Here is a 25,808-nt window from a genome sequence, read left to right as displayed (position 1 = left end):
GAAATGAAAAAGGCCGGCTCATCGAGCCGGCCTTTTTCATTTGGTTTGACAAGGTCACTCCCGCTCCAGCCTGGCGAAAGAGACCATGCGCGTTCTCCCAAAGCGCATCGGCACGTCGAGGGAGCGGACGTCGCCGAGCTTGTAGCCGGCTTCGAGAAGCAGATCCGCCACATTCCCCTTGGGGGTCTTGTCATCGAGCCATATCAGGACGGCCGGACCCTCGATCTGTTCGATGAAGTGCGGCACCTCGTCCGTCAGCAACGTCAAATCCGGATCGAGCAGGCGGAAATTCCCGATCCAGGATTGGTCCGATACCACAGTTCGGACATCGGCGGCGCTTTGGATCTCCTGGTAGAGTGCCGGATAGTCGAGCCGTCCGCTGCGGCCCAGGCCCATTCCGCCGGCCAGATGGATGTACCAGAGCACCGGCATCGCTCCGATCGCGCATGCGACCCCCGCTATCATCACAACTTTCCGAACCTGCGCTCCGCCCTTCTGCATGCCGTCGGTCCAGACGGCCATCGCGACAGGCATCATGAGCAGCACGGGAAGCATCCAGCGCTCGCGCAGGGTGGTCACCTCGGCCGCAAGTACCAGAATGAGGGCAAAAAGCGCTCCGAAGCCGACCGTGCGCCACAGCAAGCGGTCGCCGCCGGTCGCCGCATGTCGCCAATCCCGCGGTGCCGTCCGTGCCGCCAGCGCTCCAATGGCCAATACAACAGCCGGAAGGGCCAGGAAGCTCAGGCAGGCCCTCATGAATTCCAGGAAACTCACTGCCGCGCCTGGCAGTGCTGAATCCGCGGCCTGCATGTCGAACTTGTTGGTGCGCGCCAGCAGGGCGTCGAGGTTTTCGATGTTCCAGATGAGGGTCGGCATCATCGCTGCCAGCGCGACCGCCAGCGACACCGCGAACCATTTGGTCAGGAGAACCTGTCTCGCGTCGCGCAGGGAAAGAGCCGCCGCCAAAAGCCCGGCGATGAACAGCGCGCAGTTGTATTTCGCCAGGATGGCCGCGGCGGCCGCGAGGCCGAAGACGACATATGAGATTGGCTTGGGCTGCTTGATCAGGTTGACCATCGCCCAGAACGACAATGCGGTGAATGCGATGGCGGCGAGAGTATGCGAGAGCCCGGACTGCGCCCCCCAGAAGACCTGCTGAATCACCATGAGCGACAGCAGGCCGGCGCTGGCTGCAGATTGGCTATAGCCGAGCAGGCGGAGTGCGGCGTAGACCGATGCTGCCGCCACGATCAGCATCGCATACTTCACGGCCTTGAGCGTGAAGACGTTCGTGCCGCCGACCTGTGCGGCGAGCCAGGTTATCCAATTGTAGACCGGCGGCTGGGAGCCCCCATATCCGGCTTGGAGATGCGGCAGGTAGATCAACTGCTCGGCGTCATCGATACCGACGCCGGCTCCAGACACGTAAGCGATGAGAGCGAGGCTGACGGCCTGGAACAGGAAGTAGAGCACGGCGAGCGCCGGCGCCGCATCCAGCGGCCCAAGCTTCGCGTTGCCGAGCCAATCAGTGAACCGATCTACAACTGTCACGGGTGCGTCCGGGTGGCGTTAGGTTGCCGGCGGTGCTAGCACGTTTGTAGTTAGGGAGCATAGTTGCCGTAGTCGGCGAGTTGCTCAGCGCGTCGGCCGCCGCGAGGCGGGTTGCATTTCCTGCGATCTGCCCCTATATGCCGCGCCATTCCACACACGGACTTTGGTGCCTGCCCGGGAGAAATCCGGCTGACACCCCCGGTGGCGAGACTGATCGCCTGCGTCCGTGGAGGCAAACCGGAAAGGAAGTTAGAATGGCACTGCCCGATTTCAGCATGCGCCAGCTTTTGGAAGCTGGTGTTCACTTCGGCCACCAGACCCACCGCTGGAACCCGAAGATGGCGCCCTACATCTTTGGCGCCCGTAACAACGTCCACATCATCGACCTGTCGCAGACGGTTCCGCTGCTGCATCAGGCGCTGAAGCAGGTTTCCGACGTCGTGTCGCGCGGCGGCCGTCTGCTGTTCGTCGGCACCAAGCGTCAGGCCTCCGACATCGTGGCGGACGCTGCACAGCGTTCGGCCCAGTACTACGTCAACTCCCGCTGGCTCGGCGGCATGCTCACCAACTGGAAGACGATCTCGAACTCGATCCAGCGCCTGCGCAAGCTCGACGACCTGCTCGCCGGCGAAGGCGGCCAGGGCTTCACCAAGAAGGAACTGCTCAACCTGCAGCGCGAGCGCGAGAAGCTCGACAAGGCTCTGGGCGGCATCAAGGACATGGGCTCGACCCCCGATCTGATGTTCGTGATCGACACCAACAAGGAGGCGATTGCCATCCTCGAAGCCAAGCGCCTCGGCATCCCGGTCGTGGCGATCATCGACTCCAACTGCGATCCAGACCTGATCGACTACCCGATCCCCGGCAATGACGACGCGGCCCGCGCCATCCAGCTCTATTGCGACCTGATCGCGAAGGCGGCCGTCGACGGCATCGCCCGCCAGCAGGGTGCACTGGGCATGGACATCGGCGCTTCCGAGGAAGCCCCGGTCGAGCCGGCTCTCGAAGAGGCTCCGGCACCCGCCGAGGATCAGCCGCAGGCCTGAGCTGCAACAGGTCCTTCATAGGGGCCGCATATACCTTGATGGCACGCATGTCGTGCCGGCGTCAGGCGCATCGTCGATGATCCGATGGTGCGCCCGCGTGTTTTGAGACGAAGAGGCAAAGATGAGCATTTCTGCTGCACAGGTTAAAGAGCTCCGCGAGATGACCGGCGCGGGCATGATGGATTGCAAGGCCGCTCTGGCCGAGACCAATGGCGACCTCGAGGCTGCGGTCGACTGGCTGCGCGCCAAGGGCATCTCCAAGGCGGACAAGAAGGCTGGCCGAACCGCTGCCGAGGGCCTGATCGGCGTCGCCGGCGCCGCGACCAGCGCGGTCGTCGTCGAGGTCAACTCCGAGACCGATTTCGTGGCGCGCAACGAGGCCTTCCAGGAACTCGTCCGCAACGTCGCGAAGGTCGCGCTCGAGGTGGGTGGCGAGACCGAGGCGGTCGCCAACGCGAAGTACCCGGGCTCCGACAAGAGCGTCACGGATGCGATCAAGGACGCCGTCGGCACCATCGGCGAGAACATGGCGTTCCGCCGCTCCAAGGCTCTGTCGGTCGGCGCCGGCGCGGTTGCCACCTATGTGCACAACGCGGTTACCGACAACCTCGGCAAGCTCGGCGTCCTCGTTGCCATCGAGACTACTGGCAATGCTGATGCCGCCCGTTCCTTCGCACGCCAGGTGGCCATGCACGTCGCTGCCACCAATCCGCTCGCGCTGACCCCCGAGGAGGTCGATCCGGCCGTCGTCGCTCGTGAAAGGGCGATCTTCGTCGAGCAGGCCCGTGAGTCGGGCAAGCCGGACAACGTCATCGAGAAGATGGTCGAAGGCCGGCTGCGCAAGTTCTACGAGGAGTCCGTGCTTCTGAAGCAGGCCTTCGTGATCAATCCGGACCTGACGGTCGACGCCGCCCTGAAGGCCGCCGAGAAGGATATCGGCGCTCCGGCTAAGATCACCGGCTTCGTCCGCTTCGCTCTGGGTGAAGGCATCCAGAAGGAAGAGAGCGACTTCGCCGCGGAAGTCGCTGCTGCCGTTAAGAAGTAGGTTTCTCTACATCTTTAGTGAATCGACAGGGCGTCGCGTGACATCGCGGCGCCCTTCGTGTATCGCCATGCCGCCTGCGCTCGCCTGCTCCGGCAGCGCTGACATTCCGGCGACGGCGGCCGGCCTTGCAGTAAGCGAACGAGGATCTTCATGACGGCCAAGCCCCGATACCGACGTGTCGTTCTCAAGGCTTCCGGCGAAGCGCTGATGGGTGAACAGCATTTCGGCATCGACGTCTCGGTCGTCGACCGCATCGCATCCGACATCGCCGAAGCGCGCGAACTCGGCGTCGAGGTCGGGGTCGTGATCGGCGGTGGCAATATCTTCCGCGGCGTCGCGGTGGCGTCCAAGGGGGGCGACCGCGTCACCGGAGACCACATGGGCATGCTGGCGACCGTGATCAATTCGCTGGCGCTCCGGAACTCGCTGGTCAAGATCGGCGTCGACGCCGTGGTGCTGTCGGCGATCGCCATGCCTGAGCTGTGCGAGAGCTTCTCGCAGCGACAGGCCACTGCCTACATGAATGCGGGCAAGGTGGTCATCTTTGCCGGCGGCACCGGCAATCCCTTCTTCACCACCGATTCGGCGGCGGCGTTGCGCGCCGCCGAGATCGGAGCCGACGCTCTGTTCAAGGGTACACAGGTCGATGGCGTCTATTCCGCCGATCCGAAGAAGGATCCGGGCGCCGTTCGCTACGAGCACATCACGCATGCCGAGGTGATCCAAAAAGGGCTCGCCATCATGGATACCGCCGCGATTGCGCTTGCGCGCGAAAACCACATACCGATAATTGTATATTCGATCCACGAAAAGGGCGGTTTTGGTGAGATCCTCAAAGGCGGCGGCCATTGTACGATCGTTGCCGATTGAAGCAGCCTTTCTCCAGTTGGATCAAGGAGTAGAATGATGACCGAGGGTGTGAATTTCACCGATATCCAGCGCCGCATGGATGGCGCCATCGCGGCCTTCAAGAGCGACCTCGCGTCTCTGCGGACCGGCCGCGCTTCTGCCAACTTGCTCGATCCTATCGTGGTCAACGCCTATGGCGGCGCGATGCCGATCAACCAGGTGGCGACGGTCTCCGTGCCTGAGGCGCGAATGATTTCGGTCTCGGTCTGGGACAAGTCGCTGGTTTCGGCCGTCGACCGCGCCATCCGCGAGTCCAACCTGGGCTTCAATCCGATCACCGAGGGCACCACGCTGCGCATCCCTCTGCCGGAGCTCAACGAGCAGCGCCGCAAGGAATTGGTCAAGAAGGCGCATGAATATGCCGAGAACGCCCGCGTGGCCGTTCGGCATGTGCGTCGCGACGGCATGGACAACCTCAAGAAAGCGGAGAAGGACCACCTCATCAGCGAGGACGACCACCGCAAGCAGTCGGAGCGCGTCCAGAAGATGACCGACGACACCATCTCGAACATCGACAGCCTGCTTTCGAGCAAGGAAGCCGAGATCATGCAGGTCTGATCGGAGGTCAGAAGGCGCTCCGATGTCCACCCCCGCGCATGTCGCGATTATAATGGACGGCAATGGCCGCTGGGCGAAGGCGAGGGGCCTTCCCCGCGTTGCCGGCCACAAGGCGGGCGTCGAGGCGTTGCGCCAGGCGGTACGTGCGGCTGGCGGCCTCGGCATCGACTGGGTCACCGTCTATGCCTTCTCTTCCGAGAACTGGTCGCGCCCTCAATCCGAGGTCAGCGACTTGATGGGCCTGCTGAAGCTGTTCATTCGCCGCGATCTCGCTGAACTGCATCGCTCAGGCGTCAAGGTCCGGGTGATCGGCGAGCGCGAAGGCCTTCAGCCCGATATCCGGGCTCTTCTCGAAGAGGCCGAGTCCCTGACAAAGGACAATCGTAAACTTAACCTCAATATCGCCTTCAACTATGGAGGCCGGGACGAGATCGCGCGCGCGGTCCGCCGGATCGCCACTGATGTGGCCGAGGGCCGCTTGGCGATTTCGGCGATCACGGAGCGGACTGTCGCCGACGCCTTGGATACCGCCAAAATTCCTGACCCGGATCTGGTGATCCGCACCAGCGGCGAAATGCGCCTCTCGAACTTCCTCCTGTGGCAGTCCGCCTATAGCGAACTGGTGTTCCTGCCCTGCTACTGGCCGGACTTCACATCTGCGCATTTCGAAGAGGCGCTTCGCCAGTTCCGGGCGCGAGAACGGCGGTTTGGCCGAGTGGAACGCGATGTCGTCTCAAGCAGCGCCTGAGCGGATGAGCAACTTTCAACTTCGGTTGATCTCCGGCGTTGTCATGGCGACTGCCGTGCTCGTCCTCACCTGGCTCGGCGGCTTGCCCTTCCGGCTGTTTTCGGCCGCGATGGCTCTCGGCATCTTCTACGAGTGGTCGCGCATGTCTCGAGGAGGACACCAGGATGTGCAGACGAGAGATAGCCTCGGCTTCCTGCCGGGGCTCTTCATGCTGGTCGTTGCTGCGGCTGTTGTGGTCGGCGCCCCAGTTCTGGGGACGCTCGCCCTGATCGTGATTCTGACGGCTGTGCTCGGGATTCTCTCTGCCGTTCGGACGGGCGACCAGTGGGAGACGGCCGGATTCGTCTACGCTTCCCTGTCCGGTCTCTCACTCGCGCTGCTGCGTGGCGACGATAGCGCTGGCCTCCTGGCGATTGTTTTCCTTTTCACGGTCGTCTGGTCGACTGACATTCTGGCCTATTTCGTCGGCAAGGCGCTCGGCGGGCCGAAGCTTGCACCCTCCATCTCCCCCGGCAAGACCCGAAGTGGCGCGCTCGGCGGCCTCGTCTCCGCCGTTTTGGCAGCGCTCCTGTTCGGCCATTTGGCCGGTCACTCGAGCCTGCTGGTGCTCGGCATCACCGCCGCGCTGCTTTCGATCGTTTCTCAGGTCGGCGACCTGTTCGAGTCCTGGGTCAAGCGTCGCCATGGGTTCAAGGACTCGGGCACCGTCATTCCAGGTCACGGCGGCGTGATGGACCGCGTCGACGCCCTTGTAGCGGCTGCTTTCGCTCTTTACCTCATTGGTTGGGCGCTGGGCGGTGCCGACCAACCTGCGCACGGGCTGTTCCAGGGATAGTGATCGCAAAAACCGGCGCAGCGGTCGGGTTAACCTGGAATTGCAGGCAGCGAGCGCAGTAGACTTATCAACGGTGACCTAGCGCACCGCATCGAGGCAGGATTTGGACCAGATCGCATCGGCTTTCTTCAACACGGACGGCTTGCTCCTCGGAACCGTCGTGCCCTTCTTGTTTGTGCTCGCGGTCGTCGTGTTCGTCCACGAACTCGGTCACTATCTGGTCGGCCGCTGGTGCGGCATCGGCGTCAAGGCCTTCTCGATCGGCTTCGGGCCGGAGATTGTCGGCTTCAACGACCGCAACGGCACGCGCTGGAAAATCTCCGCCATTCCGCTCGGCGGATATGTGAAGTTTGTTGGCGATATGGGGGTCACGAGTTCCCCTGACGCCGAGGCGGACCGCAACCTCTCCGCCGAGGAGCGCCGGGTCGCATTCCATACCCAGCCCGTCTGGAAACGTGCGCTGACCGTCTTTGCAGGCCCTGCATTCAATTTCCTGCTTACAATCGTAGTCTTCGCCGTGCTGTTCACGGCCTATGGCCGCTACGTCATCGAGCCGATGGTGGCGGAGGTGAGGGCCGGCAGCCCGGCAGAGAAGGCGGGCTTTCTGCCCGGAGACCGATTCGTCCTGGCGAACGGGTCGCGTGTCGAAACATTTTCCGACGTGCAGCGAATCGTCTCTGGCAGGGCGGGAGACGAAATCACCTTCGTCATTCTGCGGGGCGGCAACGAGGTGACGCTCAAGGCCACTCCTGAGGTCATGGAGCAGAAGGACGCCCTCGGCAATACGGTCAGAATCGGCGCTATCGGCGTCGTCAACAATGAGTCGATGGGGCAGCCGCGGCATATCACCTACAATCCCGGTGAAGCGCTCGTCCAGGCGGTCAGCGAGACGGGCCATATCATCGCACGCACAGGACAGTTCCTGCAGCGATTCGCCGTTGGCCGAGAGGATCGCTGCCAACTCGGCGGGCCGGTGCGCATCGCCGACATGGCCGGAAAGGCGGCGAAGGCCGGCTTCGAGTGGCTGGTTCAACTCGTTGCTTTGCTGTCGGTGGGAATAGGCATTCTCAACCTTCTGCCGATTCCCCCGCTGGATGGCGGACACCTCGTTTTCTATGCCTATGAGGCGGTTGTTCGCCGCCCTGTCTCTGAGCGGATGATGGAAGCGGTGTACCGGACCGGCATGTTCCTGGTCCTGGCATTCATGGGCTTCGTCTTCTGGAACGACCTTTTCGGCTGCTGATTCTCTCGCTAAAACCGTGGGATGGCGGGGTTTGTTACGCCTCGTTTACCATGGGGACGGATTGGCGTGACGCCAATGCCACGCCTGAGTGGGAAGTAAACGGCTCTTAACCGGGAGCCTTGCGTATAGGGAAAATCCGGTTAATACCGTACCTGCAAATGTCCGCGCAGTCCGGTTTTCTCGCCGTGGGGACTTCGAGAAAAAGGTAATTTGAGCCCGATGAAGGCAGTATCTCATCTTCTGGGCGCCGCGTCCGCGATTGCCCTGTCGACGGCAATCGCTGTTCCAGGTGCAGTCGTCGTCCAGTTCGCGTCGATTCAGGTGGCCGAGGCCGCCGTGGTGAATCGAATCGAGGTTCGCGGCAATCAGCGCGTCGAAGCCGACACGATTCGCCGCCAGATTGGCATCGCGCCCGGCCAGTCGTTCTCGAGCGCCGACATCGACGAGGCCGTGAAACGCCTGTTCGGAACGGGCCTGTTCTCCGACGTTCGCATCAATCAGCAGGGCTCGACCCTGGTGGTCGATGTGGCAGAGAACAAGATCGTCAACCAGGTGCTCTTCCAGGGCAACAAGAAGATCAAGGACGCTGCCCTTTCGGGCGGCGTGCAACTCAAGCCGCGCGGCACGTTCTCGCAAGAGGCGATGGATGCCGACGTCGAGGCGATCAAGGCCGCCTACTCGCGAATCGGGCGCGACGATGCCGTGGTGACTGGTCAGACGATTGATCTCGGCGAGGGCCGCGTGAATGTCGTCTACAATGTCCAGGAGGGCGATCGCACCAAGATCGCAGCCATTAATTTCGTCGGCAACAATGCCTTCGGCGATCGCCGCCTGGCCGACGTCATTGCGACCAAGCGCTCCAACGTTCTGTCCTTCCTGCTGCGCGACGACATCTACGATGCGGATCGCCTGCGCGCCGACGAGGAGTTGCTTCGCCGCTTCTACTACAATCGCGGCTATGCCGATTTCCAGGTCGTATCGGCCAATGCCGAACTCGACGAGGCGTCGAATCAGTACACGATCACGATCGCGGTCGATGAGGGTCAGCGCTACAACTTCGGCGACATCACCATCGACAGCAGCATTCCGGACGTCGACACGGCAAAGCTCCAGTCGCTGGTCAAGACCCGCACGGGCAGCAACTACAGCGCCAAGAATGTCGAGGATTCGATCATCGCGCTGACCGAGGAACTGGCGGGGCAGGGTTATGCCTTCGCCCAGGTGACCCCTCGCGGCGATCGCAATTTCGAGAACCACACGATCGCGGTCAACTACGCGATCGACCAGGGTCCGCGCACCTACATCGAGCGCATCGAGATCCGCGGCAATGCTCGCACCCGCGACTATGTGATTCGCCGCGAATTCGACGTCAGCGAGGGCGATGCCTTCAATCAGGTCCTCATCCAGCGTGCGAAGCGCCGGCTTGAGGCGCTCAACTTCTTCGAGCGGGTCGACATCTCGACGGCGCCGGGTGCCGAGGCGGACCAGGTTATCCTGGTCATCGACCTGGTCGAGAAGTCGACCGGCGAACTGTCGATCGGTGCCGGCTACACGACCGGCGGCGAGACGCCCGGGCCGTCGCTCGAGGGTGGGGTCACCGAGAGGAACTTCCTGGGTCGTGGCCAGTTCATTCGTCTGGCCGCCGGCGCGGGCCGCAATTCACGCGATTTCACCTTCTCGTTCACCGAGCCCTACTTCCTGGGTCGCCGCATCGCCGCCGGCTTCGACGTGTTCCGTCGCACGCGGACTTATGACGACTATAGCAGCGAGAGCACCGGCGCGACGGTGCGCTTCGGTCTGCCGATCACGCAGTCGCTCTCTACGCAGACGGCCTATACCTTCTCGCGGGAAGAGTATGAGTACCGCGGTAGCTGCGACGATAACGACGATGGCAACCTGGGGGACTGCGATGTTTCGAACGCGGTCAAGCAGGCGATCGAGGAGAGCCCTTGGGACAAGTCGGCGATCTCGCAGACGCTGACCTACAACACGATCGACGACATGAAGAATCCGCATTCCGGGTTCTTCGCCACCGGCACGGTCGAACTCGCAGGCCTTGGCGGCGATGCCCAATATGTGAAGCTGGCCGCTCGTGGCACTTATTATCACACCCTCTCCGAAGAGCACGACGTCGTCGGTCTCCTTACGGGCGGCGCGGGTTACATCACGGGCTACGGCAGCGAAGAGCACCTGCGCATCTTCGATCAGTTCCAGAGCAACGACCGCATGATCCGCGGTTTTGAGTACAACGGCATCGGTCCCTACGACGCGGCGACCGACGACAACGATCATCTCGGCGGCACGACCTACTTCAATGCCTCCGCCGAGGCGCAGTTCCCGATCCCGGTCATTCCGGAGAGCCTCGGGTTGCGGGGCGCGGTGTTCGCCGATGCCGCGACACTCTATGGCAACTCGGTGAGTGCTCCTGGCATCGACGTCCAGGGCGCTGACATGCAATGGCGTGCCTCCGTCGGCGCCGGGCTGATCTGGGCTTCGCCGTTCGGTCCGCTCCGCGTCGACTACGCTGTCCCGGTCGTGAAGCAGGAGAACGACCAGGTGCAGAACTTCAACTTCGGCATCTCGACGCGCTTCTAACGCAAGGAAGAGACCGGGGCGGGCCACCGCCCCGGCCGAACATACGTATGTCTGAAACCTGTTTCTTTCCGCCGTCGCGGCACATCACGGCGGCGGAAATTGCCGTTCTGATCGGCGCCGAACTCACTCGGCCCGATCTTGGCAATGTCGAGATTACCTGGATCGCCCCGGCTTTGGCTGGCGGCGAGGGAGCGCTCGTATTCGTCGAGGGCAAGCGCAATGCCGCACTCCTCGATGGCTTGCATGCGGCTGCGGTCCTGACGACTGCTGATCTCGCCGAGCGCGTTCCGGCGGAAGTGGCGCTGCTGGTGACACCGCGTCCGCAATATGCGTTCGCGACCGTTGGACGGCTTCTCTATCCTGAGGCGGCGACGCCCGTCACAGTAACCGGTGAAACCGGCGTGTCGCAGCGGGCTTCCGTCGACCCCTCGGCGGTGCTGGAGCCGGGCGTGGTTGTAGAAGCCGGCGCGGTGATCGGCCCCGGTGTGGCGATCGGCTCGGGAACCATCGTTGCGCCCAACGCCACGATCGGCAGGAACTGCAAGATCGGCCGCGACTGCTTCGTCGGACCGAATGCCGTCATCCAGTACGCGCTGATCGGTGACGGGGTCGTCATCCACGCCGGCGCAACGATCGGCCAGGACGGTTTCGGTTTCACCTTCGGCAAGTCCGGCCCGGAGCGGATTCCGCAGATCGGGCGTGTCATCATCCAGGACAATGTGGAGATCGGGGCGAACACGGCCGTGGATCGCGGCGCCCTTGGCGATACCGTCATCGGCGAGAATACCAAGATCGATAATCTGGTGCAGATCGCCCATAATGTGCGCCTCGGTCGCAACTGCGTGATTGCCGGGCGTACCGGCATTTCCGGGTCGGTTACGGTCGGCGACAACGTCATGATGGGCGGTGCTGTCGGCATCGCCGATCATCTGACCATCGGAGACGGCGCACAGCTTGCGGCGGGCAGCGCCTTCATGCATGACGTTCCCGCGCGCGAGGTCTGGGCAGGTTATCCGGCCAAGCCGATCGGCCAGACGATGCGCGAGTTTGCGACGCTGAGCAAACTGGCAAAGTCGAAGGCAAGGAACAGAGACAATGGCTGAGGCCCCGGCGGCGACCCTTGAGGCTATGGATATTCAGGAGTTGATGAAGCTCCTGCCGCACCGCTATCCCTTCCTGCTGGTCGACCGCATCGTCGACATCGACGGCGACAACTCGGCCGTGGGAATCAAGAACGTCACCTTCAACGAGCCACATTTCCAGGGTCATTTCCCCGGCCAGCCGGTCATGCCCGGCGTGCTCATCATCGAGGCGATGGCCCAGACGGCTGGCGCGATCTGCATCCGAAAGAACGGAGGCGAGAGCCCGGCGCTCGTTTATTTCATGACCATTGATAACGCGAAGTTCCGCAAGCCGGTCGTGCCCGGCGACCAGCTTGCCATCCATGTCCGGAAGCTGAAGCAGCGCGGCACGATCTGGCGCTTCGGCTGCGAGGCTCAGGTCGCCGGCGCCAAAGTAGCCGAGGCCGAGATCTCCGCGATGATCGCGACGCAGCCGGTGTGATCGTGCTGATGACGGCTGATACCCTTATTCATCCCCTGGCCGTAGTGGAGCCAGGGGCAAGCATTGGTGCCGGCGCGCGCATCGGGCCGTTCTGCCATGTCGGCGCAGACGCCGTTGTCGGTGACCGGACGACGCTGATGAGCCATGTCGTAGTGTCAGGCGCGACCACCATCGGCAGCGACTGTACGGTTCATCCCCAGGCGGTTCTGGGCGGCGCGCCGCAGAGCACGTCTCACAAGGGCGGGCGTACCACGCTGACCATCGGCGACCGCTGCGTGATCCGCGAGTTCGTGACGATGAACCGCGGTACAGACAACAGCCGCGGCGCCACGACCGTCGGCAATGACGGGCTCTTCATGGCCTATGTGCATATCGCGCATGACTGTTCGATCGGCGACAACGCGACGTTCGCGAATGGCGTGACGCTAGGCGGCCACTGCGACATCGGCAACTCTGTCGGGATCGGTGGGCTTACAGCCCTCCATCAGTTTGTCCGCGTCGGTGACAAGGCGTTCGTCGCCGGCGGCTCGATGGTGTTGGGCGACGTGGTGCCTTATGGACTGGCCAGCGGCGACCGGGCCGAGCTGCGCGGCATGAATGTCGTGGGCATGCGACGGGCTGGGGTTCCCCGCTCCGACAGGCTGCGGCTGCGGATGGCTTACAAGACGCTGTTCGATCGCTCCCGCACGATGGCCGAGAACATCGAACTCGTTCGTGCGGAGTTCGCTGATTCCCCCTACGCCATGCAGGTCATCGACTTCATGGTTGCGCGGGGCAGGAGAAGCTTCACCCTTCCGCCGCTCAAGGGCGGGATCGATGACAGCGACGACGACCAGGAATAGCCGAATCACGCTGGGTCCTGGCGACAGGGTCGCGATCGTCGCCGGTAGCGGCCGCTTGCCGGTCGATGTCGCCGAGGGCTTGGCGAAGCAGGGACATTCTGCTCTCGTCCTGGCCGTGCAGGGCGAAGTCGACTCCAGCTTTGACTGCTTCGACGTCGAGCCAATCAGGCTGGGCGCCTTCGGCGCACTGATCGGGCGGCTCAAGCGTCTCGGCATCACCCATCTCGTGCTCGCGGGCGGCATCTCACGGCGCCCGCGCCTCAGCGAGCTAAAGCTCGGCTTTTCGCTGCTCCGTCATCTCCCCAAGGCTGTCGCCGGACTGGCCCGGGGCGACGACGGCCTGCTCTCCATCGTGGTCCGCACCCTCGAGCAAGAGGGGATCAAGGTCGTGGGTGCACATCAGATCGTGCCAGACCTGTTGACGCCTGAAGGGTCGATCGGCGTGGGACGGCCGCAGAGCGGCGATTGGAGCGATCTCAAGGCCGCCTACAAGGCGGCGCGGGCACTCGGTGCGCTGGACATAGGGCAGGGCGCGGTCTCGGTCGGCGGTCGCGTCATAGCAGTCGAAGGCATAGAGGGCACGGACGGCCTTCTCGAGCGGGTCCGGGAAATGCGGGGTCATGGCCGTCTAGCGGGAAAGGGCAGGGGCGTCCTGGTCAAATGTGCCAAGCCCGGCCAGGAGTTGCGGGCCGACCTGCCGGCCATTGGGCCCAAGACTGTGGAGATGGCGCACGCCGCCGGGCTGGCCGGCATCGGAGCCGAAGCCGACCATTCGCTCATCCTGGAAGGCGCCGAGATGGTGCGCCTCGCGGATGAACTCGGCATCTTCGTCGTCGGCCTTCCTGCCGGGGGGCCGACATGAACGCCGGCCGGCCGCTCAGGATTGCCGTGGTGGCCGGCGAAGAGTCCGGCGACCTTCTCGGCCACGACCTCATTGAAGCGCTGAGGCGCATGGCTGGCCGCGACGTCGAGCTTGTCGGCATCGGTGGCCGCCACCTTGCTTCGCTCGGCCTCAAGCCGCTTTTCGATTCATCAGAAATCTCCCTGATGGGGATCGGAGCCATCCTTCGTGACCTACCGAGGCTGGTGCGGCGGATCGGGCAGGCCGCGCGCGCTATCGTGGCCGCGCGCCCGGATTGCCTGGTCACCATCGACACGCCGGAGTTCTCGCTGCGAGTGGCCAAGCGGGTCCGGGCAGCCGATCCGGGCATTCCGATCGTGCACTATGTCTGCCCCTCCGTATGGGCCTGGCGGCCTTCCCGCGCCGCGGCGATGCGACCCTATGTCGATCACGTTCTATGCCTGCTGCCCTTCGAACCGGACGAACTGAAGCGGCTGGGCGGCCCGCCCGGAACGTTCGTCGGCCACAGGCTAGCGACCGATCGCGGGATCCTGCAGGCGGCGCGCATGCAGGCTGAAAGGGGGATCTCGCCGCCCGGACAGCCCCGCAACATCCTCGTCCTGCCGGGTTCGCGCCGGGGTGAGGTCAGCGGTCTGATCGGCTCATTCGGCGAGACCATGGCAAAGCTGCGGGCCCGCGGCCACCGCCTCAAGCTTGCCCTGCCAACGGTGCCGCATGTCGCTCCACTGGTGCGGGAAGCGACCGCAAGCTGGGCGGAGAAGCCCGAGATCGTCCTGGATCCCGAACGGAAATGGCAGGTATTTGGCGAGGCCGACGCCGCGATTATCGCCTCGGGCACGGTATCGCTCGAACTGGCGCTTGCGCGGGTGCCATTCGTGTCCTGCTACAAGCTCGATCCGGTGGGGCAGCTATTCAAAAGTCTAGTCACCGTCTGGTCGGCGATCCTTCCGAACATCATCGCCGACCGCGTGATCGTGCCGGAGTTCTACCACGAATACATCCGGCCCGAGCATCTGGCGCGCGACCTCGAGGCGCTGTTCGAGGATACCGCCATGCGCGCCTGGCAGAAGGATGGCTTTGCCGAGGTCGCTCGCCGCATGCACACGGAACGGCCGGCGGGAGAGTTGGCGGGAGAAATTGTGTTGAAGGCAGCCGGCAATCGGCAGTAGGCAGTCGGCCGGTTTGAACTGCTTTGCTCCCGTTCCGACTGCCTACTCCCGACTACCTCATCTCTTCGCGATCGGCACAAAATCCCGCGGCGCCGGGCCGGTGTAGAGCTGGCGTGGACGGCCGATCTTCTGATTCGGATCCTCGATCATCTCCTTCCACTGCGAGATCCAGCCGACGGTACGCGCCACCGCGAACAGCACCGTGAACATGGTGGTGGGGAAGCCCAGCGCCTTCAGGGTGATGCCCGAGTAGAAGTCGATGTTCGGGTAGAGCTTCTTCTCGATGAAGTACTCGTCGGTCAGGGCGATCCGCTCCAGCTCGATTGCCACGTCGAGCATCGGATCGTCCTTGATGCCGAGTTCGCCCAGCACCTCATGCGTCGTCTTCTGCATGATCTTGGCGCGCGGATCGTAGTTCTTGTAGACGCGATGACCGAAGCCCATCAGCCGGAACGGGTCGTTCTTGTCCTTGGCGCGCGCGATGAACTCGGGGATTCGATCGACCGTGCCGATTTCGGCCAGCATGTTGAGCGCCGCTTCGTTCGCGCCACCATGCGCCGGGCCCCACAGGCAGGCGATGCCGGCCGCGATGCAGGCAAACGGGTTTGCTCCCGAAGAGCCGGCGAGGCGCACCGTCGACGTTGAAGCGTTCTGCTCGTGGTCGGCGTGCAGGATGAAGATGCGCTCCATCGCCCGCGCCAGGACGGGGTTCACCTTGTATTCCTCGCAGGGCACCGCGAAGCACATGTGCAGGAAGTTGGCGGCGTAGCCGAGGTCGTTCTTCGGATAAATGAACGGCTGGCCGATGTGGTATTTGTAGGCCATGGCCGCGATCGTCGGCATCTTGGCGACGAGCCGCATCGACGCGACCATCCGCTGGTACGGGTCGGAGATGTCCGTCGAGTCGTGATAGAAGGCCGATAGGGCTCCGACCACTCCGACCATGACCGCCATCGGGTGCGCATCGCGCCGGAAGCCGGTGAAGAAGCGCGACATCTGCTCATGCACCATCGTGTGGCGCGTGACGCGATAGTCGAAATCGTCCTTCTGCGCCTTGGTCGGCAATTCGCCGTAGAGCAGCAGGTAGCAGACTTCCAGGAAATCGCTGTGCTCGGCGAGTTGATCGATCGGATAGCCGCGATGCAGCAGCACGCCGGCATCTCCGTCGATGAAGGTGATCTCCGATTCGCAGCTGGCGGTCGAAGTGAACCCTGGATCGTAGGTGAAGGCGCCGGTATCGCGGTAGAGCGAGGCGATGTCGATCACCTCCGGACCGACGGTACCTAGTCGAACCTTCAGCTCGTGGACTTTGCCCTTGTACTCAAGTCTGGCTGTCGATTCGCTCATGCGCTACCCCTTTATTATCCAATCCGTATCCTCGATTGTCTGTTCCAGACTCGCGGATGCGACACACGAGTACTCGCCGACTTCACCGCACAGCGCGGTACCCGTGATGTGGTGCGCAATGTTGCACCGCAACAGACAGGTTTCAATCACTCTCCGCTAGGCCAACCTCATCCTAATCGATTTGGTCTCCAATCCGTGCGAGACTCTCTTCCCTGCCCAGCACGGCGAGAACATCGAACACCCCTGGCGAGGTGCTGCGGCCCGTGAGCGCCGCTCGCAACGGCTGGGCCACACCGCCTAGCTTCAAGCCCTGTGACGTAGCGAATTCGCGAATCGCCGCCTCGGTGGACTGTGCGTTCCAGTCGCCGTCGATGCTCTTCAGCGCCGCCCAGGCGCCCGAGAGCACGGTTCGTGGCTTGTCGCCGAGGATAGCGGCTGCCTTGTCGTCGATCGCCAATGGACGCGTGGCGAAAAGATAGGCTGAGTTGTCCGCAAGCTCGACCAGCGTCTTCGCACGCTCCTTCAGGCCGGGCATCGCCGCCAGCAGCTTCGCCTTCTGAGCGTCGTCAAGACCAGCCGCCAGTTCCTTCGGCGCAGCCAGGTGCGGCAAGGTCTCGACGAACAGTTCGGTGAGTTCCGCATCGCCCGTCTGGCGAATGTAGAGCCCGTTCAGCGCCTCCAACTTCTGGAAATCGAAACGCGCCGCGCCGCGGTTGACGTCCTCGATCTCGAACCAGCGGATCATGTCCTCCAGGCTCATGACTTCGTCGTCGCCGTGGCTCCAGCCGAGCCGGACGAGATAGTTTCGCAGCGCCTGCGGCAGGTAGCCCATGGAGCGGTAGGCATCGACGCCGAGCGCGCCATGCCGCTTCGACAGCTTTGCTCCGTCCGGACCGTGGATCAGCGGGATATGCGCCATGACCGGCACGTCCCATCCCATCGCCTGGTAGATGACCGTCTGCCGCGCCGCATTGGTCAGGTGGTCGTCTCCGCGGATGATGTGCGTGACCGCCATATCGTGATCATCGACCACCACGGCGTGCATGTACGTCGGGTTACCGTCCGAGCGCAGGATGATGAAGTCGTCGAGATCCTTGTTCGGGAAGCGGACTTCGCCCTGCACCCGGTCGTGGACGACCGTCTCGCCCTCGGTCGGAGCCTTGATGCGGATCGCGCCCTTGACGCCGGCGGGCGCCTCGGACGGGTCGCGGTCGCGCCAGCGTCCGTCATAACGGGGCGGAAGGCCCGCGGCGCGCGCCTTCTCGCGCATCTCGTTCAGCTCTTCGGGCGTGGCGTAGCAATAATAGGCCTTGCCCATCCGGACGAGTTCCTCGGCCACTTCGCGGTGGCGCGGAGCCCGCTCGAACTGGGAGATCGGTTCGCCGTCCCAGTTTAGACCGAGCCAGCTCAAGCCATCGAGGATCGCGGCGGTCGCAGCATCGCTCGAGCGCTCGCGATCGGTGTCCTCGATCCTCAGCAGCATCTTGCCGCCGGTATGCTTGGCATAGAGCCAGTTGAACAGCGCGGTGCGCGCCCCACCGATATGCAGGTATCCGGTGGGCGAAGGAGCGAAACGCGTAACGACTTGCTTGGACATCGGAACTTCCGGGGTCGAGATAGGAGGCGACGCGCGCGACGCCGGGCGTAGAAAAAGGCTGGCGTTCCTGTAGCATAGAGGGTCTGAGGCGCAAGCCGAAGAAATCCCTTCGGCATGGGCACGGCAAGCTTTGCCGCAGCGGGCGGGGAGATGGCGGGGACGTCATCGCGAGAGAGTGACGAGCGGCTCCTGCTCGGCCGAGGCGAGCGGGCCGAAGTCGGCGTGCCTTCAACCGACCCGACCCCGGGTCATGGGTGGCGGGAGTGGCTAAAACATTCCTGGCGCGCGCGCCCGCGCGGTCCCGCACTCGGGATAGTCGTTCGGCACGCGAAGCACGCCTTCTACCAGGCCGTGGTGCTGGAAGTGGAGCGGGGGACACCATTCCTGCTCAGTCCGGTACTCCTGGCGATCGGCGCCTTCACCTATTTCCGTCTTTCCTTCGAGCCGGACTTGCTCGTGACAATCGCGGTGGCCGCGGCGGTAGGCGCCGCGGCGTTACTGACACCCCGTGGCCGGCTCCCGCACTATACGGCGGTCGCCACCTTGCTGGTCGTCCTCGGCGTGCTGCTCGGAAAGGTCGAGGCCCTGCGCGCCGGAACGGCTATGCTCGGCGGGGAGGTGACGACGCGGATCACCGGACGCGTGATCGGGATCGATGCCTTTTCTGAAAAGCGTGTGCGGCTTACGCTTGACGTCTTGACGACGGAGCGGCCGAAATTGCGCTACGCGCCTGGCCGGGTGCGCGTGACTGGCCGAAGTGTTCCGACCGACGTTCACGCCGGCGACGTCGTCTCCGGCCTGGTGCGGCTGCGACCGCCGCCCGGACCGGTGCGCCCCGATAGCTACGACTTCTCCTTCGAAAGTTATTTCGACGGGATCGGCGCCAGCGGCTTCTTCCTGAGCCGCCCCGAGCGCATGACCTCCTCTTCGGCCGGCATTCTCGGGCGCCTCTCCTACTTCATCGAGAACGCACGCAATGCGATCGCAGCCAGGATACGTGATCGCATTGGCGGCGCCCAGGGCGAGATCGCGGCCGCCTTGATGGTGGGGGTGCGCGCCGGCATCCCCGAAGAGATCAGCGAATCGCTGCGACGCACCGGCCTCTATCACATCATCTCCATATCCGGCCTTCACATGGCACTCGTCGCCGGCGCAGTGATCGGCTCGATGAGGGCGTTGCTTGCGCTTTTTCCCGGGTTCGCCTCGCGCTGGCCCGTTCGAAAGGTGGCGGCGGTTGCCGGCCTCGCGGCTATCGCCTTCTACCTGCTGATTTCCGGCGGCGAGGTTGCGGCGCAGCGCAGTTTCATCATGCTGGCGATCATGCTGACCGCGGTCCTTTTCGACCGCGCAGCGCTGACGATGCGCAACCTCGCGCTATCGGCTCTGGTCGTGCTGGCCCTTACACCGCACGAAGTGGTGGGCCCCAGTTTCCAGATGTCCTTCGCCGCTACTGCCGCGCTGGTGGCGGCCTATGCATTCTGGAACGAGCGGCGCTCCAAATCGGCAGGGCGCACGCCAAAAAGGATCGGGTTCGCAGGCCGGATCAGCCGGCGGGCGGCGATGCTCATCGCCGGCCTGGTGCTCACCTCGCTGATCGCGGGTCTCGCCACTGCACCCTACGGCGTCTATCACTTCCAACGCGTCGCGCCTCTCAGCCTTGCGGCCAATCTGTTCGCAATGCCCATCGTCTCGGCAGTGGTGGTCCCGGCTGGGGTGGCCGCAGCGATCTTCATGCCCTTCGGCATAGAAGGACCGTGTCTCGATTTGATGGGCTTTGGCATCTCGGCGATGCTTGGCGTTGCCACCTGGTTCTCCGAGAGATCGCCCATCGATGTTGTAGGCATGATCTCCGGCTTGTCGGTGATCCTCTTCACGCTCTCCCTGACGGCCGTCGCCATAGCCACCACCTGGCTGAGGTTGGTGAGCGTACCCCTGGCGTTGGCGGGATTGTTCACACTGGACGCCACGCCGGTTCCAGACGTCCTAGTTTCGGAGGATGCTAAACTCATCGGTCTGGTTACGCAGGAGGGCGTACTCGCGGTCAATCTGCCTCGTCCGAATGCCTTCACCGTACAGAACTGGCAAAGAGCGCTTCGCGCCGACTCGGTTGTGAAGCCGAGGCGCCTCGACGCTGCGCTACTCGCCGGTCGAACAGGCGTTGGTGACGAGGTGGCGAAGGCCGATGCAGCGATCCATGACACTGCAGACGTACCGGGCCTCGCGGCTATCGAGGTCGGATTCTCATGCGCAGGGACAGTTTGCGCGGCCAGACACCCTGCAGGCTCCAACGTCGTTTTCACGTCCGATGCGGAGGAGGGCAGGCGCGCATGTTCCTATGCCGGCATCATCGTACTCACGGACGCCACCACGCCGCTGCATTGCGCTGAGCACTCGGTTCTAGTGATCACTGCGCGGGAGCTCGCGCGTAAGGGAAGCGCGGCGGTCTATCTCGGGCGCGCCAATCCCGCAAACGGAAGCGCTGCTTCGGATGCTGGTCCCTTGCGGCCGCACGTCGAATACGCCGTTTCGACATCAAGCCGGCCTTGGCATGCCCATCGCGTATTCTCACGCGAGGCACGGGGGCTGACGCCACGACCACCGAAGGCGAGAACGAACGTCGCTGCGGCCAGGAGGATCGGCGCCTCCAGTCAGTCTGCGACGGAGACCAGCCCCTGAGTACCCTTTTAGGCAGGATACTCTTGTGGCCAGAGCCTCTAGACTTTTGCCTGAGCCGAAACGGCCCCGCGAATCGGAGAGGCCACCTCGCCGGAAGCAGTCGCCAACGATTTAATACCGCCGAATCAACCCGACCAGTTTCCCCTGGACCCTCACCCGGTCCGGTCCATAGATGCGCGTCTCGTAAGCGGGGTTCGCGGCCTCGAGTGCTATGGAGGCACCCTTTCTCCGGAAGCGCTTGAGGGTAGCCTCCTCGTCGTCGACAAGCGCCACCACGATGTCGCCCGGTGTCGCCGAACTCATCTGACGGATGACGACGGTGTCGCCATCGAGGATGCCGGCCTCGATCATCGAATCACCCTTGACCTCGAGCGCGAAATGATCGCCGCCGGCCAGCATTTCGGCAGGAACCGTTACGGAATGGGTCCGATGCTGGATCGCATCGATCGGCACGCCCGCCGCGATTCGACCCATGACCGGTACCACCACGCCCTGAGTGGCGTCGTCGTCGTTGCTCGCCACCCGGGGCCGTGCCGGTTCGGCTGTCCCCCGCTTGCCAAGGCTGCCCTCGATCACGCTCGGGGAGAACTTCTTCGCGGCGTTCAGGCCGGGCGCGATCGAATCAGGCAGCCGGATCACCTCCAGCGCGCGGGCCCTGTTGGGCAGTCGCCGGATGAAGCCTCGCTCCTCGAGTGCGGTGATCAGCCGATGGATCCCCGATTTCGAGGCAAGATCCAGCGCCTCCTTCATCTCGTCGAACGAAGGCGGGATGCCGCTTTCCTTCAGCCTCTGGTGAATGAACAGCAGCAATTCGTGTTGCTTGCGTGTCAGCATCTGCTCCGTCCCGACTGAGCAAAACAAAACCAGAACAAACCTACATGTTCCAGTTGTGTTCTGCAATCCATAAAAATCCGGTTAGCGAGCCGCTCCTGATGCCTGCGACGCCCAGCGTGCCAGTCGTCAACAAAATCTACAAACAAACTGTACTTTCACGCGGCAGCTTCGCAGTGCAAAAAAGGTCGTCAGTCGTTCCTTGCTCGAATGACCAGGGAGGGGCGGTGTTCGTAGATGGGACTATTAACAGCTTATGTATACGTCTGGAGAATGATCGGTGGCAGCACTCAGAGTCGTGTCCTTTGTGCCACAGGAAGGGCAGAACATGATCGATGAAGCTGCTGGAACCTAAGCGAGAGATTGAACAGTCAAGCAACTCGGGTATGGTCCAGAAGGGTTAGCAACGTTCGTCTTTTGCCGGAGGGGTGAAGACTCGTCAGGGTTGGCAAAGGCGACGGTGTTGGAAGGCAAAGACTCGAAATACATTCCTGTATTTTTTGACTGGAGGTCAGAAATGAACATCAAGAGCCTGCTTCTCGGCTCCGCTGCGGCTCTCGTCGCAGTCTCAGGCGCACGGGCGGCCGACATGGTGGTTGCGGCAGAGCCGGAGCCCGTGGAATACGTGCGTGTCTGCGACGTGTACGGCACCGGCTTCTTCTATCTGCCGGGCACCGAGACCTGCCTCAAGATCAGCGGCTACGTCCGCGTCGACATTCGTGGCGGCGATCTCCTCGGCAAGACCAGCAACGCCAATGAGGAGACCTACAACAACCGTGCCCGTTTCCAGCTGCGTGCTGACGCCCGCTCTGAGACCGAACTCGGCACCCTGCGCTCCTACGCTGCCGTCAACTTCAACTACCAGGGTACTGGCAATGGCTCGTTCGTGGGCGTTGACGACGATGGCGACGGCGACATCGACAGAACGGTCCAGACCGGTTTCTACGACAACGACGACTCCTTCGGCATCGATCACGCCTACATCGAACTCGGCGGCTTCCGCATCGGCAAGACCGACTCGCTGTTCTCGACCTTCACCGACTACTCGTCGGGCGTCCTGAACGACGGTCTGATCCCCTACGGTCCGTTCGCCACCCTGCAGATCGCCTACACCTATACCGGCCCGAACGGCTTCTCGGCAGCAATCGCTCTCGAGCAGGGCGACGAGGACGAGGGTGAAGGCGCCAGCGGCATCACCGAAGACTACGCACCGTATGTCGTGGGCGGCGTGTCGCTGACCCAGGGCTGGGGCAAGGTCGGCATTGTCGCCGGCTACGACAGCTGGGAAGAAGAGGTCGCCATCAAGGGCCGCGTTGACGTGAACTTCACTGAGACCGCCTCGGCCTTCGTGATGGCTGCCTGGGACTCCGGCGGCAACGACTTCAACGGCGTCTTCGACCAGGGTACCAACTTCTACGCTCCCTGGGACGGCGACTGGGCTCTCTGGGCCGGCACGGCGATCAAGCTGAACGAGAAGGCGACCTTCAACGCCGAAATCGGCTGGGACGAGGCCGAGAACTTCTCGGTGGCCGCCAACATCGCCTACGAGTTGGTCCCCGGCTTCGTGATCACCCCGGAAGTCGACTACGTCGACAACTTCGACGTCGACGACTCCGATGCTTGGGGCGTGAACGTCCGCTTCCAGCGCAACTTCTAATCGGTCTTGACCGATTGACAGTGAACCCGGCGAGCAATCGCCGGGTTCTTCTTTTTTGGAGTAGAGATCAGGATTGCATCTCAGCCACGACGGCTGTGGCACGTGCAGGTTCGCGGCGAGCAGGTGGTCGCAATGATGGATGCGGGTTACTCGCGGCGCTGGAAAGCCGCTGCTCTACTATTATAAACCGGGTCAGCGCAGGATCAGTACCGTGCAGAGGGCGCCAGTTTCTGCAGCGGATGCAAAGGGCTCGCGTATGATGAGACAACGCGATTCGGCGAGCGTGCGCAGCATTGAGGAGTCCTGAACCTCAAACGGCGTCGCAATCAGCGTGGTGTCCTCTTCTCTGGTCAAGTCTGCCTGCACATAGTCCAGCCGCGCCCGTACATAATCCTGCCTGAGATCGTTCGCCTGCAACGGCGCTCCGAGAACCGCACGGCGAATGTCATGTTCAACGGTTCTTCCGCCCAAGCGGGCAACCAGCGGCTTCAGGAATATATGTGCGCAGATCAAGCTTGCCACCGGATTGCCCGGCATGCCCATGAAGCGCGTAGCGCCTTTGCGTCCGAACATCAGCGGCTTGCCGGGGCGCATGGCTATCTTCCAGAAGTCGATCTGGACGCCGTCGCCAGTGAGGACCTGATGCACCAGGTCGTGATCTCCGATCGACGCGCCGCCCAAGGTCACGATGACGTCGGCTCCCGCCTCAGCAGCAACCGCCAGCTTCTCCCTTATCGCCGCGGCGTCGTCGCGGACGATCCCGAGGTAGAGCACACGGGCGCCCACGGATGCGGCGACCGCAGCCACGCCATAGGAATTTGACGCAATGATCTGATCCGGCCCGGGCTCGCTGCCCGGAGGAAGCAGTTCGTCTCCGGTGGCGATGATCGCGACGAGCGGTCGTGAGACGACGTCGAGCTCAGCGTGGTTACCCGAGGCTGCGAGCGAGAGTGCCCCGGCATCGAGTTCCCGGCCCGCTTCCAGCAGGATGTCGCCCTCGGCGAAATCCAGGGCGCGGCGCCTGATGTGCCTGCCCTTGGCGACGGTCTCCAGCACCTCGATGGCGCGATCGTCGATGCGCCGGGCATTTTCCTGGATGATGATCGTGTCGGCGCTGGCCGGCAGGGGAGCTCCGGTCAGGATGCGCACCGCTTCCCGCTCCCCCACGGTCCCGTTGAAACCGCGGCCGGCGGCTGCCGTCCCGATCAGAGTAAGCTTCACGGGCACGTCCGCGACGTCCATGGCGCGCACGGCATAGCCGTCCATGGCGGAGCAATCAAAGGGCGGCTGCGTTCGGAGCGCCTTGACAGGTTCGGCAAGCACGCGGCCGGAAGCATCCGAAATCGGTACCCGCTCGGGGGATAGTGCTCCGGCTCCGTCCAGCAGGCGCGAAAGGGCCTCTTCGACGGGCAGCAGAGCCATGTCAGCCCGCCCTGTAATCGCCGGACTTGCCGCCAGTCTTTTCCACCAGGCGGATGCCGGAAATCACCATTCCACGGTCGATCGCCTTGGCCATGTCGTAGATGGTGAGGCAGGCGACCGATGCCGCCGTCAGCGCCTCCATCTCCACGCCGGTCTTGCCGGTGACACGCGCAAGTGCGGTTATGCGCAATCCGGGCAGTTCATCGTCGGGTACGATGTCCACCGCCACCTTCGTCAGCAGCAGGGGATGGCAGAGCGGGATGAGTTCATGCGTGCGCTTCGCCGCCATGATGCCGGCGATTCGCGCGGTGCCGATGACGTCGCCCTTCTTGGCGTCGCCGGCCAGGATCACCTTCAAGGTTTCGGGCTGCATGGCAACCGCACCCTCGGCGATCGCGGTCCGTACCGTTTCGGCCTTGTTCCCGACGTCGACCATGTTGGCCTGGCCGTCGGCACCAAGATGCGTGAGCCCGGCAGCGGGCGAAGCCATCAGCCCAACTCCACCGCCGCGGCCTGTTCGCCGAAGAGCAGGGCGCGTGTCGCGGCCTCGACGTCCTGCTTGCGCATGAGGCTTTCGCCGACGAGGAAGGTCTCGATGCCGACCTCCGCGAGGCGGCGGCAATCGTCATGCGTGAAGATGCCGCTTTCGCCGACGAGCAGCCGCTCTGGTGGAATCATCCGCGCCAGCCGTTCGGAAACGGCGAGATCGACCTCGAAGGTGTGCAGGTTGCGATTGTTGATGCCGATCAGCGGCGATGGCATGGCGAGCGCGCGCTCAGTTTCTTGCTCGTTATGCACCTCCACCAGAACATCCATGCCGAGCTGCTCGGCCGTGTCGTGGATGGAGAAGGCGGTGTCATCATCGACCCCCGCCAGGATGATCAGCACGGCGTCCGCGCCCCAGGCGCGCGCCTCGTAGACCTGGTAGGGATCGTAGAGGAAGTCCTTTCGCAGCACGGGGAGCCGCGTGGCGTTGCGGGCCTCCGTCAGGAACTCAGGCGCTCCCTGGAAGGACGGCGCATCCGTCAATACCGAGAGGCCGGCCGCGCCGCCCGCCTCGTAGGCTCGGGCGAGGGCAGGGGGATCGAAGTCGGCCCGGATCAAGCCTTTCGAGGGGCTCGCCTTCTTGATCTCGGCGATCAGGCCGTACCCGCCGCTGCTTCGTTTCGACCACAGAGCCTCCGCGAAGCCGCGCACGGGGTCGGCGTCGCGCGCTGCGTCCTTGAGTTCCTCGATCGGGACGCGCTGCTTCGCCTCGGCGATCTCGCGGCGCTTGTATTCCTCGATCTTTCGTAAAATGTCGGCCATAAGC

22 protein-coding genes are annotated in these 25,808 nt (G+C 63.5%); 15 read left to right on the top strand and 7 right to left on the bottom strand.

The window, feature by feature from the left end:
- Nucleotides 1–54: 54 nt before the first annotated feature.
- Nucleotides 55–1,551 (bottom strand): glycosyltransferase family 39 protein, encoded by a 1,497-nt coding sequence (locus HUI96_RS22340; protein WP_188256919.1) that lies wholly within the window; start codon nt 1,549–1,551, stop codon nt 55–57.
- A gap of 254 nt (nt 1,552–1,805) precedes the next feature.
- Between HUI96_RS22340 and rpsB the strand changes: the two genes are divergently transcribed.
- The 13 genes from rpsB (at nt 1,806) to lpxB (ending at nt 14,966) form a co-directional block, all read left to right on the top strand.
- Nucleotides 1,806–2,597, top strand: coding sequence for a 30S ribosomal protein S2 (gene rpsB / locus HUI96_RS22335; RefSeq protein ID WP_188256918.1), 792 nt, complete (start codon nt 1,806–1,808; stop codon nt 2,595–2,597).
- A gap of 121 nt (nt 2,598–2,718) precedes the next feature.
- Nucleotides 2,719–3,642, top strand: coding sequence for a translation elongation factor Ts (gene tsf / locus HUI96_RS22330; protein ID WP_188256917.1), 924 nt, complete (start codon nt 2,719–2,721; stop codon nt 3,640–3,642).
- A 150-nt stretch (nt 3,643–3,792) separates the two neighbouring features.
- Nucleotides 3,793–4,512: a UMP kinase gene (gene pyrH / locus HUI96_RS22325; protein ID WP_188256916.1), complete on the top strand. Its 720-nt coding sequence runs from the start codon at nt 3,793–3,795 to the stop codon at nt 4,510–4,512.
- 36 nt (nt 4,513–4,548) lie between these two features.
- Complete coding sequence (gene frr, locus HUI96_RS22320) at nt 4,549–5,109, top strand: ribosome recycling factor (protein WP_188257013.1); 561 nt, start codon at nt 4,549–4,551, stop codon at nt 5,107–5,109.
- Between the two features lie 22 nt (nt 5,110–5,131).
- Nucleotides 5,132–5,857 (top strand): isoprenyl transferase, encoded by a 726-nt coding sequence (locus HUI96_RS22315; protein WP_188256915.1) that lies wholly within the window; start codon nt 5,132–5,134, stop codon nt 5,855–5,857.
- Between the two features lie 4 nt (nt 5,858–5,861).
- Nucleotides 5,862–6,692 (top strand): phosphatidate cytidylyltransferase, encoded by an 831-nt coding sequence (locus HUI96_RS22310; protein WP_188256914.1) that lies wholly within the window; start codon nt 5,862–5,864, stop codon nt 6,690–6,692.
- Nucleotides 6,693–6,795: 103 nt separating this feature from the next.
- The gene (gene rseP, locus HUI96_RS22305; protein WP_188256913.1) at nt 6,796–7,935 is read left to right on the top strand and encodes an RIP metalloprotease RseP; all 1,140 of its coding nucleotides are present in this window, start codon (nt 6,796–6,798) and stop codon (nt 7,933–7,935) included.
- A 219-nt stretch (nt 7,936–8,154) separates the two neighbouring features.
- Nucleotides 8,155–10,530 (top strand): outer membrane protein assembly factor BamA, encoded by a 2,376-nt coding sequence (gene bamA, locus HUI96_RS22300; protein ID WP_188256912.1) that lies wholly within the window; start codon nt 8,155–8,157, stop codon nt 10,528–10,530.
- A gap of 47 nt (nt 10,531–10,577) precedes the next feature.
- A complete protein-coding gene (lpxD, locus tag HUI96_RS22295; protein WP_188256911.1) occupies nt 10,578–11,633 on the top strand; it encodes a UDP-3-O-(3-hydroxymyristoyl)glucosamine N-acyltransferase in 1,056 nt (351 codons plus the stop codon).
- Entirely contained in the window at nt 11,626–12,093 is a 468-nt protein-coding gene (gene fabZ, locus HUI96_RS22290; RefSeq protein WP_188256910.1) for a 3-hydroxyacyl-ACP dehydratase FabZ, read from the top strand. Before lpxD ends, fabZ begins: the two co-directional genes overlap by 8 nt.
- Nucleotides 12,094–12,101: 8 nt before the next feature.
- Nucleotides 12,102–12,935 (top strand): acyl-ACP--UDP-N-acetylglucosamine O-acyltransferase, encoded by an 834-nt coding sequence (gene lpxA / locus HUI96_RS22285; RefSeq protein ID WP_188256909.1) that lies wholly within the window; start codon nt 12,102–12,104, stop codon nt 12,933–12,935.
- Nucleotides 12,910–13,797: an LpxI family protein gene (locus HUI96_RS22280; protein WP_188256908.1), complete on the top strand. Its 888-nt coding sequence runs from the start codon at nt 12,910–12,912 to the stop codon at nt 13,795–13,797. Before lpxA ends, HUI96_RS22280 begins: the two co-directional genes overlap by 26 nt.
- Entirely contained in the window at nt 13,794–14,966 is a 1,173-nt protein-coding gene (gene lpxB, locus HUI96_RS22275; RefSeq protein ID WP_188256907.1) for a lipid-A-disaccharide synthase, read from the top strand. The genes HUI96_RS22280 and lpxB overlap by 4 nt, the downstream gene beginning before the upstream one ends.
- Nucleotides 14,967–15,023: 57 nt before the next feature.
- On the opposite strand, the gene gltA is transcribed toward lpxB, so the two are convergent.
- On the bottom strand, nt 15,024–16,313 hold the full coding sequence (gene gltA / locus HUI96_RS22270) for a citrate synthase (protein WP_188256906.1): 1,290 nt from the start codon (nt 16,311–16,313) through the stop codon (nt 15,024–15,026).
- Between the two features lie 172 nt (nt 16,314–16,485).
- The gene (gltX, locus tag HUI96_RS22265) at nt 16,486–17,910 is read right to left on the bottom strand and encodes a glutamate--tRNA ligase (protein ID WP_188256905.1); all 1,425 of its coding nucleotides are present in this window, start codon (nt 17,908–17,910) and stop codon (nt 16,486–16,488) included.
- 114 nt (nt 17,911–18,024) lie between these two features.
- On the opposite strand from gltX, the gene HUI96_RS22260 reads away from it, so the two are divergent.
- Nucleotides 18,025–20,586, top strand: coding sequence for a ComEC/Rec2 family competence protein (locus tag HUI96_RS22260; protein WP_188256904.1), 2,562 nt, complete (start codon nt 18,025–18,027; stop codon nt 20,584–20,586).
- Between the two features lie 111 nt (nt 20,587–20,697).
- Here HUI96_RS22260 and lexA read toward each other — a convergent pair whose 3' ends face one another.
- Complete coding sequence (gene lexA, locus HUI96_RS22255; protein WP_188256903.1) at nt 20,698–21,420, bottom strand: transcriptional repressor LexA; 723 nt, start codon at nt 21,418–21,420, stop codon at nt 20,698–20,700.
- Nucleotides 21,421–21,934: 514 nt separating this feature from the next.
- Between lexA and HUI96_RS22250 the strand changes: the two genes are divergently transcribed.
- Entirely contained in the window at nt 21,935–23,074 is a 1,140-nt protein-coding gene (locus tag HUI96_RS22250; RefSeq protein ID WP_188256902.1) for a porin, read from the top strand.
- 192 nt (nt 23,075–23,266) lie between these two features.
- Here HUI96_RS22250 and glp read toward each other — a convergent pair whose 3' ends face one another.
- Genes glp through trpC form a run of 3 tightly spaced genes read right to left on the bottom strand, consistent with a single transcriptional unit; the run spans nt 23,267 to nt 25,804 of the window.
- The gene (gene glp, locus HUI96_RS22245; RefSeq protein WP_188256901.1) at nt 23,267–24,496 is read right to left on the bottom strand and encodes a gephyrin-like molybdotransferase Glp; all 1,230 of its coding nucleotides are present in this window, start codon (nt 24,494–24,496) and stop codon (nt 23,267–23,269) included.
- A gap of 1 nt (nt 24,497) precedes the next feature.
- Nucleotides 24,498–24,986 (bottom strand): cyclic pyranopterin monophosphate synthase MoaC, encoded by a 489-nt coding sequence (gene moaC / locus HUI96_RS22240; RefSeq protein ID WP_188256900.1) that lies wholly within the window; start codon nt 24,984–24,986, stop codon nt 24,498–24,500.
- Nucleotides 24,986–25,804, bottom strand: a complete 819-nt coding sequence (gene trpC, locus HUI96_RS22235; protein WP_188256899.1) for an indole-3-glycerol phosphate synthase TrpC — start codon at nt 25,802–25,804, stop codon at nt 24,986–24,988. Before trpC ends, moaC begins: the two co-directional genes overlap by 1 nt.
- Nucleotides 25,805–25,808: the final 4 nt, after the last annotated feature.

This window comes from Pseudaminobacter soli (ex Zhang et al. 2022), from assembly GCF_014595955.1.
Taxonomy (GTDB): domain Bacteria; phylum Pseudomonadota; class Alphaproteobacteria; order Rhizobiales; family Rhizobiaceae; genus Kumtagia; species Kumtagia pseudosoli.
This window is presented reverse-complemented; position numbering and strand designations above follow the sequence as displayed.

Bases quoted from the DNA above. Each gene is read 5' to 3' on its own strand.
- rpsB (WP_188256918.1), top strand. From the start codon at position 1,806: ATGGCACTGCCCGATTTCAGCATGCGCCAGCTTTTGGAAGCTGGTGTT.
- tsf (WP_188256917.1), top strand. From the start codon at position 2,719: ATGAGCATTTCTGCTGCACAGGTTAAAGAGCTCCGCGAGATGACCGGC.
- pyrH (WP_188256916.1), top strand. From the start codon at position 3,793: ATGACGGCCAAGCCCCGATACCGACGTGTCGTTCTCAAGGCTTCCGGC.
- frr (WP_188257013.1), top strand. From the start codon at position 4,549: ATGACCGAGGGTGTGAATTTCACCGATATCCAGCGCCGCATGGATGGC.
- HUI96_RS22315 (WP_188256915.1), top strand. From the start codon at position 5,132: ATGTCCACCCCCGCGCATGTCGCGATTATAATGGACGGCAATGGCCGC.
- HUI96_RS22310 (WP_188256914.1), top strand. From the start codon at position 5,862: ATGAGCAACTTTCAACTTCGGTTGATCTCCGGCGTTGTCATGGCGACT.
- bamA (WP_188256912.1), top strand. From the start codon at position 8,155: ATGAAGGCAGTATCTCATCTTCTGGGCGCCGCGTCCGCGATTGCCCTG.
- lpxD (WP_188256911.1), top strand. From the start codon at position 10,578: ATGTCTGAAACCTGTTTCTTTCCGCCGTCGCGGCACATCACGGCGGCG.
- fabZ (WP_188256910.1), top strand. From the start codon at position 11,626: ATGGCTGAGGCCCCGGCGGCGACCCTTGAGGCTATGGATATTCAGGAG.
- lpxA (WP_188256909.1), top strand. From the start codon at position 12,102: ATGACGGCTGATACCCTTATTCATCCCCTGGCCGTAGTGGAGCCAGGG.
- HUI96_RS22280 (WP_188256908.1), top strand. From the start codon at position 12,910: ATGACAGCGACGACGACCAGGAATAGCCGAATCACGCTGGGTCCTGGC.
- lpxB (WP_188256907.1), top strand. From the start codon at position 13,794: ATGAACGCCGGCCGGCCGCTCAGGATTGCCGTGGTGGCCGGCGAAGAG.
- gltA (WP_188256906.1), bottom strand. From the start codon at position 16,313: ATGAGCGAATCGACAGCCAGACTTGAGTACAAGGGCAAAGTCCACGAG.
- gltX (WP_188256905.1), bottom strand. From the start codon at position 17,910: ATGTCCAAGCAAGTCGTTACGCGTTTCGCTCCTTCGCCCACCGGATAC.
- HUI96_RS22260 (WP_188256904.1), top strand. From the start codon at position 18,025: ATGGGCACGGCAAGCTTTGCCGCAGCGGGCGGGGAGATGGCGGGGACG.
- lexA (WP_188256903.1), bottom strand. From the start codon at position 21,420: ATGCTGACACGCAAGCAACACGAATTGCTGCTGTTCATTCACCAGAGG.
- HUI96_RS22250 (WP_188256902.1), top strand. From the start codon at position 21,935: ATGAACATCAAGAGCCTGCTTCTCGGCTCCGCTGCGGCTCTCGTCGCA.
- glp (WP_188256901.1), bottom strand. From the start codon at position 24,496: ATGGCTCTGCTGCCCGTCGAAGAGGCCCTTTCGCGCCTGCTGGACGGA.
- moaC (WP_188256900.1), bottom strand. From the start codon at position 24,986: ATGGCTTCGCCCGCTGCCGGGCTCACGCATCTTGGTGCCGACGGCCAG.
- trpC (WP_188256899.1), bottom strand. From the start codon at position 25,804: ATGGCCGACATTTTACGAAAGATCGAGGAATACAAGCGCCGCGAGATC.